Here is a 17,286-nt window from a genome sequence, read left to right as displayed (position 1 = left end):
TTTAGCCGCGCCGCATCGCCCTGTCAGCAGCAAAGCGCGCGATCAGTCCTGTTGCGGACCGCCGCCCTGTTTCGGAGCGTTGGGCGAAAGCTTGAACTGCGCGTAGCTGCCCGGCGCAGCCTCCGGTGCCTGACTATACTTCCCAGCCGGAAGCGCGGTGAGCGGAGCCCCCGCCGCCGCCAGTGCATAAGGGCTCACCCGGCTGCGCGTACAAAGCCCCCCCGCCCCGTCGTCGACCATCTCCTGCTCGAACTCGACCCCTTGCGTATCTCCCATCGTCCGCCGCACCGTGCAGACCGCCAGCTGGCCCTGCCCGAAGTCGAGCACGAACTGCGTCCCTGTGGGAACGTCCTCAAGCCCCTGGATCATCGCCCCGGACCGGGAGAGATTGCGAAGCGTCACGTCGTAGTAATGGTCCTCGTGGATCAGGCCGACCTTGCGGAACACAGTGCGTCTGCTTGCCCGCTGGCTGCCCTGATCGGTCGGTTCGAGGACCCACACGCCTTGCGCAATCTCCTCCAGAACAGTCTGCTGCGGTACCGCTTCGGAGAATACGAAACCCTGCACATGGCCGACACCGATCCGCCTTAGTTCGGTCATGAGCTCTATTGCATGGACGCCGGTAGCTACAGTCTCCATGCCCATCGCCCCAGCCAGAGCAACGACTGCTTTGACCAGTTCCATGTCGCCCAGATCGTTGCCCATGACCGGCTCGAAGAAATTGGCACCCAGCTTGAGAGAGTTGAAAGGCGCTCGGCGAAGATAGGACAAAGAAGAGAGGCCCGTCCCGAACTGGTCGAGCGTGAGTCGAACGCCGAGTTTGAACAAGGCTCCAAGCGCGGCTGCGACCTTGCTACTGTCGCCGAGCAAGACAGACTCATTCAGTTCCAGATCCAGTCGTGCCGGATCCAGGCCAGTTTCATCTAAGATCTCTGCGACCATCTCGACAAAGCCAGATGCTTCGAACTGCACCGGAGAAATGTTCATCGACAGCCGCAAATGCGATGGCCACTGACATGCCTCTTCGCACGCTTTGCGCAGCGCCCATTCCCCGATTGGAACGATCAGCCGGCTACCCTCGGCCACGGGGATGAAGGTTTCTTGCGAAACCCGACCTCGTTCTTCGTCCTCCCAGCAGTATTGGGCTTCCAGTGCCACCACGGCATTGGTAGCGAGGTCGACACAAGGCTGGTATTCCAGGGTAAAGTTCCCAGCTTCGATTGCAGCGGACAGATCATCCTCCATCCGTCTGCGCAGATGGGCTTCATGCTCGAGATCCGCCGCATAAAAACGAAACTGACCGCGCCCGCCATTCTTCGAGGCGTAAAGAGCCAGATCTGCAGCCCGGGTCAGATCTTCCCGTTCGAGCCCATCATAGGGAGCAATCGCAATTCCTACCGAACAGCCAATCGCGCAGCGTCCCTCCTCCACCGAGTAGGGCTGCGAAAGCATCTGAATGATTTTTTTCGCAATCTCGCCAAGCTCACCGCGGTCGTCCATGTCGGGAATGAGTATCTGAAACTCGTCCCCACCAAGCCGACCGATTTCACCACGCCCGGCGATGGCCTGATTGAGCCGCTCTGCGACTTGCTGCAATAGCTGATCACCCGCCGCGTGCCCAAGCGTGTCATTGACTTGCTTAAACCGATCGAGGTCGAGCATGAGTAGCGCGGCCGCCCGTTTTGCATTGCGAAAGGTTTGCAGGGTTGAATCGATGCGCTGCTCCATCCGATGACGATTGGCGAGACCGGTGAGCGAATCGAATTTGGCAAGCCGACTTGCTTCCTCTTCACTGCGGTATGCTTCGGTGACATCCGTCGCCGTGCCCCGGAAACCAAGAAACACCTGCTCATCATTGAAAAGTGGTTTGCCGCTAATTCGAAGAACGCAGTCCGAACTCTTATCTCCGGCGACGACCAACAGATTCGAAAAGCTTTTTCGCGTGCCCAGCTTCAAGCCGAGAGATCGACTGTCGCCATCTCCCTCCAAGGGTTCGAAAACCTGTTGTAGAGGCGATTCAAAAGCAGTGGCGCCTTTCATGCCGAGCTGACCATGGATCGCTGGGCTCAGGTAGGTGAGGATACCGGTTTGATCGGTCGCCCAGAAACATGCGACGCCCGAATTCTCAAGCTGCTCGACGATTGCGAGCTTGTCAGAGGCAGAAAATTGCGGCGTTTCTACATCCACACGCTCTTCTACCTCCGAAGACGCGGGAGTTTTGCGGGCTTTGAAGAAATCGGAGAAGGGCGTCGCGCCCATTTGGTCTTACCCTGCCAACGAATTGCGTGCCGTGTGACTAGGAAGAAATGGTTAGGATTGACCTAACAACTGCAATGGCAGTGTCAAAAATTCCGACTGCAGTTCAGGTCAGTCGCCTTTTTCCGCGAACCGAGGAATACTCATACCCGGGCTGAGGCCGGCCAGCTGACCGTAGGCATCTCTTGTCAATGCGGCCAAAGGCTTACCGGCAGCTTCGATCTCATAAGGAGACACCCTATGACGCGTACACAGGCCATCCGCGCCATCACTGATTAAAGACGTCTCGAATTCCACACCTTGGGTGTGTTTTTTTGACCTTCGCACTGTAGCTACTGCGAGCTGCCCATCACCCAGATCCAGGACGAACTTGGTCCCGACCGGCACGTCAATAAGGCCTTCAATGCGTGCGCCGGTCTTCGAAATGTTGCGAAGGGTTACCCTGTAGCGGTGATCATCATGAATTAAGCCAATCTTGCGAAAGACCGTCTGCCGTTCAGCGCGATGCCTTTCCGGCCCCCTGGGTTCATAGGCGAGATCTCCCTTCTCAAGCCTGACCAGAGCCTCTTGCTGGGAAATCGGACGCGAAAATATGTAGCCCTGAATGTGGCTTGCACCGCGGGCCTTAACTAGTTCCAGTTCGTCGTGCGTCTCCGTACCCTCCGCGACAGTCTCCATATCGAGCGCGTCGGCCAAGCTCACGATCGCACTGACAATGGCGGAATTTTTGTTCCCCTTTTCAGTAGAGCCACGCACGAAACTCTGATCGATCTTTATCTTGTCGAAGGGAGCGTGCCGCAGATAGCTCATGGAGGAATAGCCGGTGCCGAAGTCGTCAAGGGCGAGACGCACACCGAGTTCTTTCAATTCGTGAAAGATTTTGAGGGTCTGCTCATCGTCTCCTGCGAACACGCTCTCGGTTATTTCAAGTTCAAGACGGTCGGGATCGAGGCCTGACTGCTGGAGAGCCATCTGGACCGACTGTACGAAGTCGCCGGTGTTGAGCTGGGTAGGAGATACGTTGACGGCAACGCGCAGTTCCATGGGCCATTCCTGCGCTTGCTCGCAGACCTTTCGCAGCGCCCACTTTCCGAGTTTGTCGATTATCCCGATATCCTCGGCGCAAGCGATAAATATCTCCGGAGATACAAATCCGCGATCGGGATGGTCCCAGCGCATCAGCGCCTCGAAGCCGGAAAGCTTGTAATCCCTCGCCTTCACGATCGGTTGGTAATGCATAAGCATTTCACCGCGCTCGATGGCATCGCGAAGATCTTCTTCGAGATATCTGCGCGATTGGGCATCCTCTTGGAGATCGCTGGAATAGAAACGGTATTGCGCTCGCCCGCCACCCTTGGCTGCATAAAGGGCCAGATCGGCTGCTTTGACGAGGTCCTCGGAGTTCACCCCATCATATGGTGCGATTGCTATTCCCGCAGAAGCTCCGATGGTCGCCCGCGAACCGTTTACCGAGTAAGGCTGGGCAAGCATCTGGATCAGTCGAGCGGCTAATTCTCCTAACTCACCGCGATCATCGATATCTGGCAGAATAATCTGGAATTCGTCGCCACCCAGGCGCCCAATCTCACCTTTCGTATCGCAAATCTGCTTCAGTCGTGCCGCAACCTGCTTGAGCAATTCATCTCCGGCGGGATGTCCCAGGGTGTCGTTAACTTGTTTGAAGCGGTCCAGATCCAGCATGATTAGGGCACAGACGCGTTTCGCATTGCGATACTGCTTGAGCATCGTTTCCAGCCGCCTGCCCATTCGCAAACGGTTTGAGAGCCCTGTCAGGGAATCATAGAGCGAAAGCCTTTGTGCATCGCGCCGGGTTTCTCGGCTTCGAGTTATATCTCTGGCACTGCCTCTGTACCCGAGAAAACGATGACGAGCATCGAACTGCGGCTTGCCAGCAATTTCCAGAAAGATTTCTTCGCGTCGAGATGCAAGCTTTACTGGCATTTCGGTTATCGAATTTCGTGCACCTAAATAATAGGCGAGCGGACGCGTAGAAACGTCATCCTCATCCAACATTGACGCATCGTCGGTAATAAAGAGACCGGTGAGTGGTTTTCCAATCACCATTGCATCAGGGAGGCCGAATTTTTCCTTCGCATTCTTCGAAAGATAAATAATCCTGCCCAGATGATCGGTTGCCCAGAACCAGCCCAGACCCGCATCCTCGAAACTATCCAGCAATTCGACCCGCCGAATGTAGTCGGTCTCGGCAATAGGAATAACCGACGCGTCGTCCGTCAGGTCTGGTACGCCCTTGGAGCCTTTCGAAAATAACCCCGGCATCGCAATCAGATCCCGCTCCCGTTCGAATATACCGTCATCCCGACCTATATGCACCATATCTCAAACTGCTTAATGAACCGATAACCACGCGCTGGCGAAACTTGCCACCGCGAAAATGCGACGCCATGCTGGCGTTCCAGGATATAGAGAGGCTTTATGCGCCAGATCGCGATCGTGGGCTCAGGCCCGGCCGGTTACTACACCGCGGAAGCAGCCAGCAAGAAATGGGGTGATGACGTTCGCGTAGACGTTTTCGATGCCCTTCCAGTCCCCTACGGGCTTATCCGCAGCGGGGTTGCTCCGGACCATCAGTCGATCAAGAAAGTCGCACTTCGTTACGAGAAGACCGCGCTTTCCAGCAATGTCCGCTTCCTCGGCAACGTTTCTGTTGGAGACGACATCACCGTCAGAGAGTTGCGAGACCTTTACGATGCGGTCATCTTGGCGACCGGTGCACCAAATGATCGCCAACTTCAGCTTGAAGGCGATCAGCTTGACAACGTCTTTGGCAGCGCCGAGTTCGTTGGTTGGTATAACGGACATCCCAAATTCGCGGATCTTAACCCCGATCTTTCAGGAAAGCATGCTGTCGTCATCGGGATGGGCAATGTCGCTCTTGATGTGGCCCGTATCTTGGCGAAAACCTCTGGGGAGATGCAGGGGTCTGATATCGTAGCGCACGCTTTGGAAGCGCTGCACACGTCTACTCTCGAAACCATCACTATTCTTGGCCGCCGCGGACCCCATCAGATAATGATGACACCGAAGGAATTGGGCGAACTCCTGCAGTTACAGCGGGCGGCGCCATCGGTGGACAATGCTGATCTACCGCCTCCTGCCGATGACACAAATCTCGAGCCGGGCTTGCGTAAATCAGTTGAGCTGTTGCGGAAGTTCGCGGACTTGCCAGAGGAAAGTCACGCAAAAACAGCAATCACAATCGACTTCCGGTTCTTTGCCGGTCCGAAAGCCTTTTACGGAAAAGATGGCAGAGTGACGCAGGTCGAATGCGAACGTATGAATGTCGTGGACGGGCGTCCGGTGGGAACGGGTGAATTGTTTCGCCTCCCTGCCGATCTGGTCATTTCATGCATCGGGTATCGAGCTTCGCCTTTGGGCGACGTGCCTTTCGACCAGCGCGCCGGGCGTTTCGATAGCGTGGATGGGCGGATATCCCCCGGCCTGTACTGTGTCGGTTGGGCAAAACGCGGCCCCACGGGTACGATCGGTACCAACCGTCCCGATGGCTATAATGTGATGGAGCTTGTGGCCGAAGATATGACCTCGGGTAGCCATAAGCGAGGTCGTGAGGGGTTCGATGAGCTCGCTTCGGAAAGAGGTCTCGAGATCGTCACCTTCAGCGATTGGCAGAAAATCGAAGGCGCCGAAATCGCCGCCGCGCGTTCAGGCGCACCGCGGGAAAAATTCGTGGACATAGCCAGCATGATCGCCGCAAAAAGCTAAATCACTGAAGGACCACAACCCTCTCAGGCGCCCAAACCAAAAGGGGAGGCAGCGATCAGACTGCCTCCCCTTTTCCGATCTTATACCCGCATAGGCATCAGGACGTAGAGCGCAGGACTGTCATCGTTTTTGCGGATCAAGGTAGGCGCGCCGGCATCCGCGAGGTGAATTTCCACTTCGTCGCTGTCGATCTGGCTGAGAATGTCTTTCAGATATCCTGCATTGAAGCCTATCTCGAACCCGTCCGCCCCGTATTCCGCAGCCAGTTCTTCGGAGGCGGTCCCGTTGTCGGGCGAAGTCACGGTCAGCGTAACACGATCCTTGTCGAGCCCCATCTTGACAGCACGGGTCTTTTCAGTGGCGATCGTGGCCACGCGGTCTACACCGGCGAAGAAGCTTTTCGGATCTATTTTTAGCAGCTTGTCATTTCCGGTCGGAATGACGCGCGAATAATCCGGGAAGGTGCCATCAATCAGCTTGCTGGTCAGCACCACCCCGCCTTCGCCGCCGAGCGTGAAGCGGATCTTGCTGGCGGACAGGTCGATCTGGACATCGCCATCCATTTTCTCGTCCAGCAACTTGCGCAATTCTGCCACGGCTTTCCTGGGCACGATGACATCGGGCATGCCTTCCGCTCCCTCAGGGCGCGCAAGAGTGAAGCGCGCCAGCCTATGGCCGTCGGTGGCCGCCGCTTTGAGAACCGGCTGATCCTCATCCGACACATGAAGGAAAATACCGTTGAGATAATACCGGGTCTCTTCGGTGGAAATGGCAAACCGCGTCCGATCGATCATCTCGGCCAGGGTTTTGGCTGGCAAGGAGAAGCTCGTTGGCAGGTCCCCCTCAACGATCACCGGGAAATCGTCCCGTGGGAGCGTCGGCAGCTTGAAGCGGCTGCGTCCGGCCTTCACATCCATCCGGTTTTCCGCAGTTTCAAGACTGACCTGGCTCCCCTCGGGCAGCTTGCGGGCGATGTCGAACAGAAGGTGTGCAGAGACGGTAATCGCACCATCGCTTTCGACACTGGCAGCTTCGATGTGCTCGACGACCTGCAAATCGAGGTCGGTGGCCATGACCCTAAGACCGTTACCTTCGGCCTCGATCAAGACATTCGACAGGATAGGAATGGTATTGCGACGCTCGACCACCGACTGGACGTGGGAGAGACAGCGCAGCAGGGTCGCGCGTTCGATTGTGGCCTTCATGGTCCTTCTTTCGTCCCTTTTAGGCGCGGTGAAGGCCGGAATCGCCCCACCAGCGCCGGAATACGGATAACGACCTTAGCGGGGCTGCCACGCCCCGCAAGCGTCGGACACCAGAGGACAGACTTCCCTTGGGGATAAACCCGAGGAATCAGCCCATCATTGCCATACCACCGTTCACATGGATGGTCTGACCGGTGACATACGCTGCTTCATCGCTGGCCAGATAGGCCACGGCAGCCGCTATTTCTTCGCCCTCGCCCATACGGCCCATCGGGATGCGGCTGTTGATGGCTGCCTTCTGCTCATCGTTCAGAGCGTCGGTCATTGCGGTCCGAATGAAGCCCGGAGCGACACAGTTTACGGTGATTTTCCTGCTCGCAAGTTCCTGCGCGAGGCTTTTGGTCATCCCGGTAAGGCCCGCCTTCGCAGCAACGTAGTTCATCTGGCCGGGATTGCCAGTGTGGCCGACAACGCTGGTTATGGAGATGATGCGCCCACCCTTGGCTTTCATCATTGGGCGGGCGCTCGCGCGCATCAGACGGAAGCTCGCTTCAAGGTTGATGCGGATGACCTCGTCCCACTCTTCGTCTTTCATGCGCATGGCGAGGTTGTCCCTCGTGATCCCGGCATTATTCACGAGAATGTTCATGCTGCCGAGCGTATCGACGGTGGCGGGGATGAGTTCCTCAACTTGCTTGGTCTCTGACAGGTTGCAAGTGATCTCGACATGGTCTCCGCCGGTGTCGGCATTGAGCTGATCGCGAAAAGCGCGCAGCTTCTCGCCATTCGAGCCGGACAGGGCGAGGCGCGCGCCCTGACGGGCGAGCGCATAAGCGATGGAACTGCCGATGCCGCCGCTTGCACCGGTCACGAGCGCAGTTTTTCCTTCGAGATTGAACATTAGCCGTTTTCCTTCGCGAAATTCTCAAGGTCTTCCATGGTGACGAGGCTGACGGTGCCGGCCTGCTTGTCTATACGGCCAACCATCGGTCCGAGCACCTTGCCTCCCAGTTCAACGAACCGCTCGACGCCTGCTTCGCGCATTGCGAGCACGCTTTCCCGCCAGCGCACGCGACCGGTAATCTGATCGACCAGCAAAGCCTGTTCTTCGGCAGGATCACTGACACGAGCTGCGGTGACGTTGGCATATAGCGGAACGGTGAAACCGTTCGGTGACGTATCGGCAAGGGCCAGTTTCATTCGCTGGGCTGCGGGCTGCATCAGCGAGCAATGAAACGGCGCGGAGACCGGGAGTTTAATGCCACGCTTGATGCCATGATCCCTGGCCATTTCAATGGCTCTGTCGATTGCTTCGGCGTGACCGGAGATTACAACCTGTGTGGGGTCATTGTCGTTGGCGACCTCACAGACCTGACCTTCTGCGGCCGCTTCAGCAAGCACGCCGGCCTTCTCGATATCTGCGCCAAGCAACGCTGCCATGGCACCGACACCGATTGGGACTGCGTCCTGCATGGCAATGCCGCGCAGACGCAGCAGTTTGGCGGTCTCGGCAAGCCCAAACGCCCCTGCAGCGCACAAGGCAGAATATTCTCCTAGCGAGTGCCCCGCTACGCAATCGGCTTTGTCGGCGAGCGACACGCCGAATTCTTTCTCAAGCACGCGAAGGGTGGCAATCGAGTTCGCCATGATCGCGGGCTGAGCATTGCTAGTCAGCGTGAGTTCGCTTTCCGGACCGTCCTTCATCAGCGCAGAAAGCTTCTGATTTAGCGCCTCGTCCACTTCTTCGAAGACTTCACGGGCATGGGCGCTTGCATCGGCGAGCTCTACGCCCATGCCGACCTTCTGGCTCCCCTGACCGGGGAAGATGAATGCAGTCATGTAACTCTCCTTGTCGGGGCTGCGCTTAGGCGCGTGTCGCTTATCCCTCAAGGCCGAAGGGGACTATCCTGTTGGCAGGCGTGTGGCCGATTGTGGCTCGCCCCAGATATTCGATATCGTATCGATCGCACCAATAACGCACAATCTCTTCAGGCGAAGCACCGAAAGGTCTATCATTTTCCGGTACCGCAGTGACTTCGCCGAGCCGTATGCCGGCCACGCCTTTGAGGTTTTCGACTACATGGAAGAGCAGGCGGTCGATGGCGTATTCATACTCGCCGACCTCTTCGATGAGAAGTTCGTGGCCGGCAAGATCCGGCATGAAACGAGTGCCGACAAGCATGGCAAGTGTATATAAGTTGAAGGCGACGGCAGGCTTGCCGGAAAGCGAGGGATCGAGCCCGCTATCGTCACCAGACATCCATGAAAGCGTGCGCCTGACGGCAGCGACGCCCCCCTCTCGCTTGACATCTACGGGCATCGGCGCGTGAACCGACTTCCCGATGCCGGCGCGGTACAAGCTCCCCAGTATGAAGCCCAGATCGGAATATCCAAGATAGGCCTTGTTTCGTGCCGCAATTCCAGCGCTATGGATAAACTCGGCTGCAATGCGATTTGAACCATAACCGCCTTTAGCAAACCACACCGCATCGAACTGCGGGTCGTTCGCGCACTCCAGCAGCGCTTCTAGCCTTACCTCATCTCTCCCCGCAAAATGTCCTTCAACCATGAAGCATTGTTGGTGAAAGGTAAGCGCAATGTCCGGAAACTCAGATTCCGCCAACTTCAGGACAGCGTCTGCATAGTTGCGCTTCAGTGGCGTTGCCGGCGCGCAAATGGCGACTTTTCGGATAGGTCGGTGCACACTTGAGACCATGCCTGCTTGTCATTGCGCTTACAACTGCATAGCGCGTTCAAAATGAGTGACTTCCCCAGCCCCGACGAACTTTTCGCACGCCCCTTCTTTTTCGTCGGCATCGGCGGATCGGGAATGCTTCCGCTTGCGCAGATTCTGAAAGGTCGCGGCGCCAAGGTCGGCGGATCGGACCGGAGTTTTGATCAGGGGCGCACGCCGGACAAATTCGCCGCGCTTAAACAACAGGGCTTTGAACTGCGCCCGCAGGACGGAAGCGGCATTGTTTCGGGGGACCAGGTTGTGGTGGCTTCTGCTGCGATTGAAGAGAGCGTCCCGGACATCGACCGGGCGACCCAATTGGGATGCCTTCGCCTTACGCGGGCGGAGCTCAATTCCATTCTCTTCAATACCAGCGGTGCGGGCGTGGCCGTCGCAGGGACGAGCGGCAAATCTACTGTGACCGGGATGCTCGGCTGGATAATGCAGGCCACTGGACGTGAACCGACCATTATGAATGGCGCTGTGATGAAAAATTTCGTCTCACCAGAACGTCCCTATGCGAGTGCCGTTGTCGGCGGGCAAAGTCTGTACATCAGTGAAGTGGATGAAAGCGACGGGTCCATTGCTCTTTATCGTCCCGCGGTCGGCGTACTGTTGAATGTCAGCCTCGACCACAAGAGCATGGAGGAATTGCGCCAGCTCTTCGGCGACTTTCTCTCGCGCAGTCGTATATCGGTAATCAATGCCGATGATGAAGAAGCCATCGCTCTGCTGCCGAATGCCAAGGAAGTCATTACTTTCGGGATCGAGCAACAGAAGGCGCAAATCGGCGTGGTGCCCGGCAGCATTGCCGAAGGACCGATCCGACAAGCCGCCATGATCGTCGACCGCCATGACAATTCCGAGCATGCGCTTCGGCTGAATATGCCGGGAAGACATAATCTGGCGAATGCTCTCGCGGCGATCGCTGGAGCAGTTGCCTCAGGCATTCCCGTTGCGACGGCAGTTGATGCTCTTGCCGGTTTCCATGGCCTTGCACGCAGGTTCGACGTGGTGGGGACAACGGAAAATGGCATTACCGTCATTGATGACTTCGGCCACAATCCTGAAAAGTGCGGCGCGACGCTGCGAACGTTGCGCGCGCATCCTGGCCGCGTACTCGCTTTCTTCCAGCCACATGGTTACGGTCCTTTACGACAGATGGGGGAAGAGCTCGCCCAGACATTTGCGGACGAACTGAGCGGTGATGATGTTCTGATGTTGTCCGATCCGGTCTACTTCGGCGGTACTGTCGACCGTAGCGAGGGTAGCGAAAGAATCGTAAGCTTGGTTAAGTCTGCCGGAGGGCAAGCCGAGTATATTCCCGATCGATCGGCAGTCCGTGTTCGATTGCTTGAGATTGCAAGGCGAGAAGATCGCATCGTCGTGATGGGGGCCCGCGACGACACCTTGTCCGAATTCGCTTTGTCGTTGTTTGACAGCTTATCCTAAAAACTGGCGAAGGCAGGCTCGACGGCAATTTTTGAGGCGACGCAGCTACATATGACACTACAGTTTCTGCCGGATTTTTTCGCGCGATAAAGTGCCTTATCGGCTTCCGAGAAGACATGATCTCGGCTTCTTCCAACTCCCAACGCCCCACCCAGACTGATAGTGATGGATGGGATGGAGAGAGAAGGATCACCTATCTCTCTCGCGACTGCTTCTCGCAATAGCTCCGCGCAATGCCGCAAGGCTGTTTCGTTTTGCGCCTGGAGTACAATTGCAAATTCTTCACCGCCAAGCCTGAAAACTGCCGCACCTCGCTCATTGAAAAAACGCCGAAGCATGTGGGAGAGGCGAGACAGAACCATGTCGCCCGTAGCATGCCCAAACGCGTCATTGATCGACTTGAAGTGATCAATATCGATGACCAGCAATGCCGCACCTTCTTCCACGATGCTAATTGCGTTGAAAGCTCGCCGATTTCCCACCTTTGTCAAGGGATCGCTGAGCGCCATCTTGCCCAGTTTCAAGGCTCTGAAACGAGCTCTGTCGCGCTCCATCCGCAAGATCAGGAACCGGTCGCCGACCGCGGCGGATGTGCTCAAGACGAGCAGGATCATCGAAACGCATACCAAATCGTCGAGGGGAAAGAGCGGTGAGAGAAGACCAAGCTCTATAATCAGCTTTGCCAATCCGCTGAACACGGCGCCGGCAAAAGCAATCAGCAAGTACGTGGCCGCGCGGCTTCCACGCCTGAAAGCCTGCATCGCTATGACCAAATTGAGTGCGACAATCGGAAGCATGCTCAAGATAAAGGCTCTGTGCCCTTCCAGCCTGAAAACTTCGAGATCCAGCAAGGTGACCAGTTTCAATGTCACCATTAGTCCGGTCAAAGCAAGAATACCTCGCACGAGTTTTCTCGGCACCGTCCTTTCTTCAAGAATGTCCAAGGTGAATAAGACAGCAAAAACGACTGAGGCAGCCAGCGAAAGAGAATTGAGATGAAAGCGGAGCCCCAGGTCCGTGTCTGGAAAAAAATTAAAGATAAGCCCAGAATGCGAAAATATGAAAATTAGAAAAGAAGCAGACATCGCTGCATGCCAAAGAATGAATCTGAAACGCAGCAATCCGAAAAACATCAGATCGAAAAATATTGGCACCAACAACAGCCCACATGCAATTCCATAAACAAGGGATTTCACATAATGCTCGCCGATAGCTTCGTCGCGATCGATTAATCTGGCTGCACTTAATATTGACCGGGTCCGAGGCCGCTCCACGACAACATCTATCGCTTCGAGTTCGGAAGAACTGTCTGGCACAGGTACGCTAAAACGGGCTCTTACAAACCAGTTTCTGACTGCCATTTGGCGATCTACGTCGACCAGCTTGGTTTCCCCGTCGGCATAAGTGAATTGCAGCAACATAGAGTCGAAAAGAGCAGGATCAGTCTGCCAGAGAAACGTACCGGTAGTCGGAAGGCTAGCATCAGTCAGTTCTATGGAGGAGCGCAGGACGGGATCGGAATTTTTGAAGCGGTCGGGCCCGCAGTCCAGAGCAGTTCGAGGCAGAGCGAGGGCCTCGCTCGCAGAGTTGGCGCCCCCGACGCAAATATCCGGTGCCAGAGAGGTTACACGCGCAGCGACGGGCGTGGCTATAGCGAGCCAAATCACGCTCAAGGCGTAAATTAACGCAGCCAACCCCCTCTGGCTCATGCACCCCCCGAACTTTCACAGACCTACCGGCAAGCGAAAAGCTATCGATGGTACAGCGTTCTCACAATGAGCGTAACAAGGAGCGTCCCAGATTGAGACGCTCAGAAACAAATCAATGAGCTGCACCACCACGCATAAAGACTTTATGAATTACTAAAGTCAAGACCACGCCCACTGCAAGACCAACTACTGCCGAAATGGATGCATAACTTAACCAACCAAATATTCCCGAAAATGACCCGCTGACATTTTCGACTGCGACTTGGACATGATGAGCCCAATCCGACGGGCCATGGAAACCAATTTCGTGAAATCCGTGGAGGAGGATTCCGCCACCCACCCAGAGCATGGCAATAGTACCGACAAATGAAAGCGCCTTGAGCAGCCACGGCATCGCTTTCAGGAGCAAACGTCCTATCGCCTGCGCGAATTCGGAACTCTTCTTCGCGAGATGTAGGCCCACGTCATCCATTTTCACAATGAGCGCAACTGCACCGTACACGAACAAGGTGACGGCAATGCCGACGATCGCAAGAACGCCAGCCCGGACGATGAAGCTTTCATCTGCGACTTCGTTAAGCGTGATCGCCATGATTTCTGCAGAAAGGATAAGATCGGTCCGGATCGCGCTGGAAGTCCGCTGCTTTTCGAACGCGGCTGGGTCCTCAATCTTGTCCTCAAGAGTCTTGCCGTGCTTCTCACCTCCCAATTTCTCGATGACCTTTTCAGCTCCTTCGAAAGAAAGATAGCATCCGCCCATCATCAGAATGAATATAATTGCCTGGGGCAGGAACCAGCTGAGCAACAACGCGCCAGGAAGAAGAATGAGAAGCTTGTTCTTCAGGCTTCCCAATGTAATTCGTCCGATGATCGGTAGTTCTCGGCTTGGGTCAAGACCGGTCACGTAGCTAGGCGTTACCGCTGCGTCGTCTATGACGACGCCAGCTGTCTTGCTGCCGGCCCGGCTTGCGGCGATGCCAATATCATCAACAGACGCCGCGGCGGTACGCGCGATAACCGCCACATCATCTAATAGAGCTACAAGTCCGCCGGGCACAAATTATCTCCTTGAGTTGGCAAGCCAACGACGCCCTGCCCTGTGCGTTCCGGTCTCACAAGGACTTCCTCTCGCTTGCACATTTGATGAAACACGCTATGTGCGCGCATCTCTCGCCAGCCAAAGAATCGCAGCGGAGAAAAGAAGAAAGCCGGAGGGGCCCCGCAATCCCGCGGATCAGCCAGCGATCGGCCAGCAAGTGAAAGGACAAGGACATGGCTCTTTACGAGCATGTTTTCCTGGCGCGACAGGACCTGAGCCAGGCTCAGGTGGACCAGCTCGCAGCCACGGCGACCGAAATCGTCGAAGCAAACGAAGGCAAGGTCACCAAAACTGAGACCTGGGGTCTCAAGAACCTCGCCTACAAGATCGACCGTAACCGCAAGGCACACTTCGTGATGCTCAACATCGAAGGCCCCGGTGCCGTCGTAGCCGAGCTCGAGCGCCAGACGCGCATCAACGAAGATGTCATCCGTTACATGACCATCCGTGTTGATGAACACGAAGAGGGTCCCAGCGTAATGATGCGCAAGAACGAGCGTGACTCCAAGAAGCGCCGTGACCGTGAGGAGCGTGACTGATGGCCCGCCCGTTTTTCCGCCGCCGCAAGACCTGCCCGTTCTCCGCGAAGAACGCGCCGGCAATCGATTACAAAGACGTTCGCTTGCTGCAGGGCTTCATGTCCGAGCGTGGCAAGATCGTCCCTAGCCGCATCACAGCCGTAAGTGCGAAGAAGCAGCGTGAATTGGCCAAGGCCATCAAGCGCGCTCGCCACATCGGCCTGCTGCCCTACATCGTGAAGTAAGGAGAAGACCTCATGGATATCATTCTCCTCCAGCGCATCGAAAACCTCGGCACGATCGGTGACGTCGTCACCGTGAAGGATGGCTACGCACGCAACTTCCTTCTCCCGCAGAAGAAGGCCCTCCGCGCTAACGAAGCCAATAAAAAGGTGTTCGAAGCCAACCGCGACCGTCTTGAAAAAGAAAATGCGGAACGCCGTAGCGAAGCTGAAAAGGCCGGTGAAAAGGTTGACGGCGTCGAGATCGTTCTGATCCGCGCAGCGTCGAATACTGGTCAGCTTTACGGTTCGGTCAATGTCCGCGACATCGTGAATGGACTCGAAGCCAAGGGTCACGAGATCGACAAGAAGCAGGTCATCATGGGCAACCCGATCAAGACGATCGGCATGCATGACGTCCGGGTCGATCTTCACCCCGAAGTCTCGATCACGGTCAAGGCAAACGTTGCTCGTTCTGACGACGAAGCCGAACTGCAGAGCCAAGGCGTCGACGTGCTTGCACAGATGTTCGAAGACGAGCAGCGCGAGATCGAGGAAATGGCTGCAGCCAACACCACTGATCCGACGCTCGAGCCGGGTGAAATTCCGGCCGATATGCTCGAAGATGGCGACAGTGCAGAAGGCACGGACAGCGAAGAGACTACCGAAGGCTAATCTCTCGCTTCAGGCAATTGAAAAGGGCGCGGCAGCTTCGGCTTCTGCGCCCTTTTTGTAACAGACGCGATCCTGTGGCACAGAGCGTCACGAAAACGAAAAGAGCCAGGAGAAAAAGGCCCGCATGGATACGATCGATCAGATCCTCGACAAATTGCAGAGTGTGTATGACGCCGCAGTCACCCGTTTGCGTGACGATGTCATTGCCTTCGGGCGCGAGCGGGAGATACCGCCTGCCGAACGCCGCAAGGATGGCAGCTATGCCTATCCCGAATTGCGCGTGCTGTTTCGCGGCGGAGAATTACCCGAAGGCGCGAGCCGCGCATTCGGTCGGCTGAACACACCGGGTCTTTATGCCACGACCGTTACTAAGCCGCACCTATTTCGGGAGTATCTTCGAGAGCAAATCGAACTGATCGAAAGCAATTATGAGGTCGAGATCGAAGTCGGTTCCTCGCGGCAGGAAATACCGTTTCCATATGTTCTCGACGGACAGGCGGGTGCAGAGCTCGCCGGCATCGATCCGAACGAACTCGCACGCCATTTCCCCTCGACCGACCTTGCCGACATCGGCGACGAACTTGCGGACGGGATTGAACTCGACGCATCCGGTGATCCCATCCCCCTCTCGCTGTTCGACGGCCTTCGCACCGATTTCAGCCTTGCACGTCTCGCCCATTATACGGGAACCGACGTCCAGCACTTTCAGCGGTTCATTCTTTTTACGAACTATCACCGCTACGTCGACGAATTCGTTGATTGGGCGGGGGCGCAACTAGGAGAGAACGGATACACCGCCCTGGCGGGCGCTGGCGGGCTCCTGCTCACCGAAAAGACCGAAAATGCCCGCGCGCAACTGTCTGACACTGCATGGCGCCGCCACCAGATGCCAGCCTATCACCTGGTGGGCGAAGGTCGCACCGGCATCACGCTGGTCAATATCGGAGTCGGTCCGTCGAATGCCAAGACGATCTGCGATCATTTGGCAGTGTTGCGCCCCGAGGCATGGCTGATGATCGGCCACTGCGGTGGATTACGTCCAAGTCAGAAGATCGGCGATTATGTGCTCGCGCATGCCTATTTGCGCGACGACCACGTCCTCGATCCGGTGCTTCCGCCGGAAATCCCGTTGCCCGCCATTGCCGAAGTGCAGCAAGCGCTTGCGGGCGCAGCCGAGGCCGTTTCGGGCGAGCATGGCAGCGACCTCAAAAAACGCATGCGTACCGGCACCGTGGTTACGACCGACGATCGCAACTGGGAACTACGCTATACGCAATCGGCGCGTCGCCTGTCGCTCAGCCGAGCAGTGGGCATCGATATGGAAAGTGCGACAATCGCAGCCCAAGGATATCGCTTCCGTGTGCCTTACGGCACACTTCTGTGTGTCTCGGACAAGCCCCTGCATGGCGAAATCAAGCTGCCGGGTCAGGCAAATAAGTTTTATGAGGAAGCGATTGCTGCGCATCTGCAGATCGGCGTGACAGCGTGCGATTTGTTGCGGCAGGAAGGCCCCAAGCTGCACAGCCGCAAGCTTCGTGCTTTCAACGAGCCGCCGTTCAGATAAATTGCGATCGGCCAATTCTGGTCGAAAATTCGCAGATTAGCTGAGCGCTAAAGGCATACCTACCGTAGTTCCTCTAACTTGTGACTTC

The 17,286-nt window shown here is 56.4% G+C and carries 13 protein-coding genes and 1 pseudogene; 6 read left to right on the top strand and 8 right to left on the bottom strand.

Annotated features, from left to right (window positions below; genetic code table 11):
* Nucleotides 1-42 precede the first annotated feature (42 nt).
* Complete coding sequence (locus K3175_RS00430; protein WP_221541412.1) at nucleotides 43-2,259, bottom strand: sensor domain-containing protein; 2,217 nt, start codon at nucleotides 2,257-2,259, stop codon at nucleotides 43-45.
* Between the two features lie 108 nt (nucleotides 2,260-2,367).
* A complete protein-coding gene (locus K3175_RS00425; RefSeq protein ID WP_247710604.1) occupies nucleotides 2,368-4,614 on the bottom strand; it encodes an EAL domain-containing protein in 2,247 nt (748 codons plus the stop codon).
* A 99-nt stretch (nucleotides 4,615-4,713) separates the two neighbouring features.
* Here K3175_RS00425 and K3175_RS00420 point away from each other — a divergent pair, with 99 nt between their 5' ends.
* Entirely contained in the window at nucleotides 4,714-6,021 is a 1,308-nt protein-coding gene (locus K3175_RS00420) for an FAD-dependent oxidoreductase (protein WP_221541411.1), read from the top strand.
* An 80-nt stretch (nucleotides 6,022-6,101) separates the two neighbouring features.
* Here the strand turns inward: K3175_RS00420 and dnaN are convergent, their stop codons facing one another.
* The 4 genes from dnaN to K3175_RS00400 form a co-directional block, all read right to left on the bottom strand.
* A complete protein-coding gene (dnaN, locus tag K3175_RS00415; RefSeq protein WP_221541410.1) occupies nucleotides 6,102-7,226 on the bottom strand; it encodes a DNA polymerase III subunit beta in 1,125 nt (374 codons plus the stop codon).
* A 148-nt stretch (nucleotides 7,227-7,374) separates the two neighbouring features.
* Nucleotides 7,375-8,127 carry a 3-oxoacyl-[acyl-carrier-protein] reductase gene (gene fabG, locus K3175_RS00410; RefSeq protein WP_221541409.1) on the bottom strand — a complete coding sequence of 251 codons (753 nt, stop codon included), beginning with the start codon at nucleotides 8,125-8,127 and terminating at the stop codon, nucleotides 7,375-7,377.
* On the bottom strand, nucleotides 8,127-9,065 hold the full coding sequence (fabD, locus tag K3175_RS00405; RefSeq protein WP_221541408.1) for an ACP S-malonyltransferase: 939 nt from the start codon (nucleotides 9,063-9,065) through the stop codon (nucleotides 8,127-8,129). Before fabD ends, fabG begins: the two co-directional genes overlap by 1 nt.
* Before the next feature lie 40 nt (nucleotides 9,066-9,105).
* Entirely contained in the window at nucleotides 9,106-9,918 is an 813-nt protein-coding gene (locus K3175_RS00400) for an LD-carboxypeptidase (protein ID WP_221542295.1), read from the bottom strand.
* A gap of 66 nt (nucleotides 9,919-9,984) precedes the next feature.
* Between K3175_RS00400 and K3175_RS00395 the strand changes: the two genes are divergently transcribed.
* Nucleotides 9,985-11,412 (top strand): Mur ligase family protein, encoded by a 1,428-nt coding sequence (locus K3175_RS00395; protein WP_221541407.1) that lies wholly within the window; start codon nucleotides 9,985-9,987, stop codon nucleotides 11,410-11,412.
* Here the strand turns inward: K3175_RS00395 and K3175_RS00390 are convergent.
* Together K3175_RS00390 and K3175_RS00385 are read right to left on the bottom strand one after the other, a co-directional pair.
* A complete protein-coding gene (locus K3175_RS00390) occupies nucleotides 11,409-13,121 on the bottom strand; it encodes a GGDEF domain-containing protein (RefSeq protein WP_221541406.1) in 1,713 nt (570 codons plus the stop codon). The genes K3175_RS00395 and K3175_RS00390 overlap by 4 nt on opposite strands.
* A gap of 112 nt (nucleotides 13,122-13,233) precedes the next feature.
* Nucleotides 13,234-14,178 (bottom strand): DUF808 domain-containing protein, encoded by a 945-nt coding sequence (locus tag K3175_RS00385; RefSeq protein WP_221541405.1) that lies wholly within the window; start codon nucleotides 14,176-14,178, stop codon nucleotides 13,234-13,236.
* A 215-nt stretch (nucleotides 14,179-14,393) separates the two neighbouring features.
* Between K3175_RS00385 and rpsF the strand changes: the two genes are divergently transcribed.
* The 4 genes and pseudogenes from rpsF to K3175_RS00365 form a co-directional block, all read left to right on the top strand.
* A complete protein-coding gene (rpsF, locus tag K3175_RS00380) occupies nucleotides 14,394-14,759 on the top strand; it encodes a 30S ribosomal protein S6 (RefSeq protein ID WP_221541404.1) in 366 nt (121 codons plus the stop codon).
* Nucleotides 14,759-14,983: a 30S ribosomal protein S18 gene (gene rpsR, locus K3175_RS00375; RefSeq protein WP_006832330.1), complete on the top strand. Its 225-nt coding sequence runs from the start codon at nucleotides 14,759-14,761 to the stop codon at nucleotides 14,981-14,983. Before rpsF ends, rpsR begins: the two co-directional genes overlap by 1 nt.
* 12 nt (nucleotides 14,984-14,995) lie before the next feature.
* Nucleotides 14,996-15,634, top strand: a complete 639-nt coding sequence (gene rplI / locus K3175_RS00370) for a 50S ribosomal protein L9 (RefSeq protein ID WP_221541403.1) — start codon at nucleotides 14,996-14,998, stop codon at nucleotides 15,632-15,634.
* A gap of 88 nt (nucleotides 15,635-15,722) precedes the next feature.
* Nucleotides 15,723-17,198, top strand: a pseudogene (locus tag K3175_RS00365) (AMP nucleosidase); the annotation flags it as partial.
* Nucleotides 17,199-17,286: the final 88 nt, after the last annotated feature.

Source organism: Qipengyuania aestuarii (genome assembly GCF_019711535.1).
Taxonomy (GTDB): domain Bacteria; phylum Pseudomonadota; class Alphaproteobacteria; order Sphingomonadales; family Sphingomonadaceae; genus Qipengyuania; species Qipengyuania aestuarii.
This window is presented reverse-complemented; position numbering and strand designations above follow the sequence as displayed.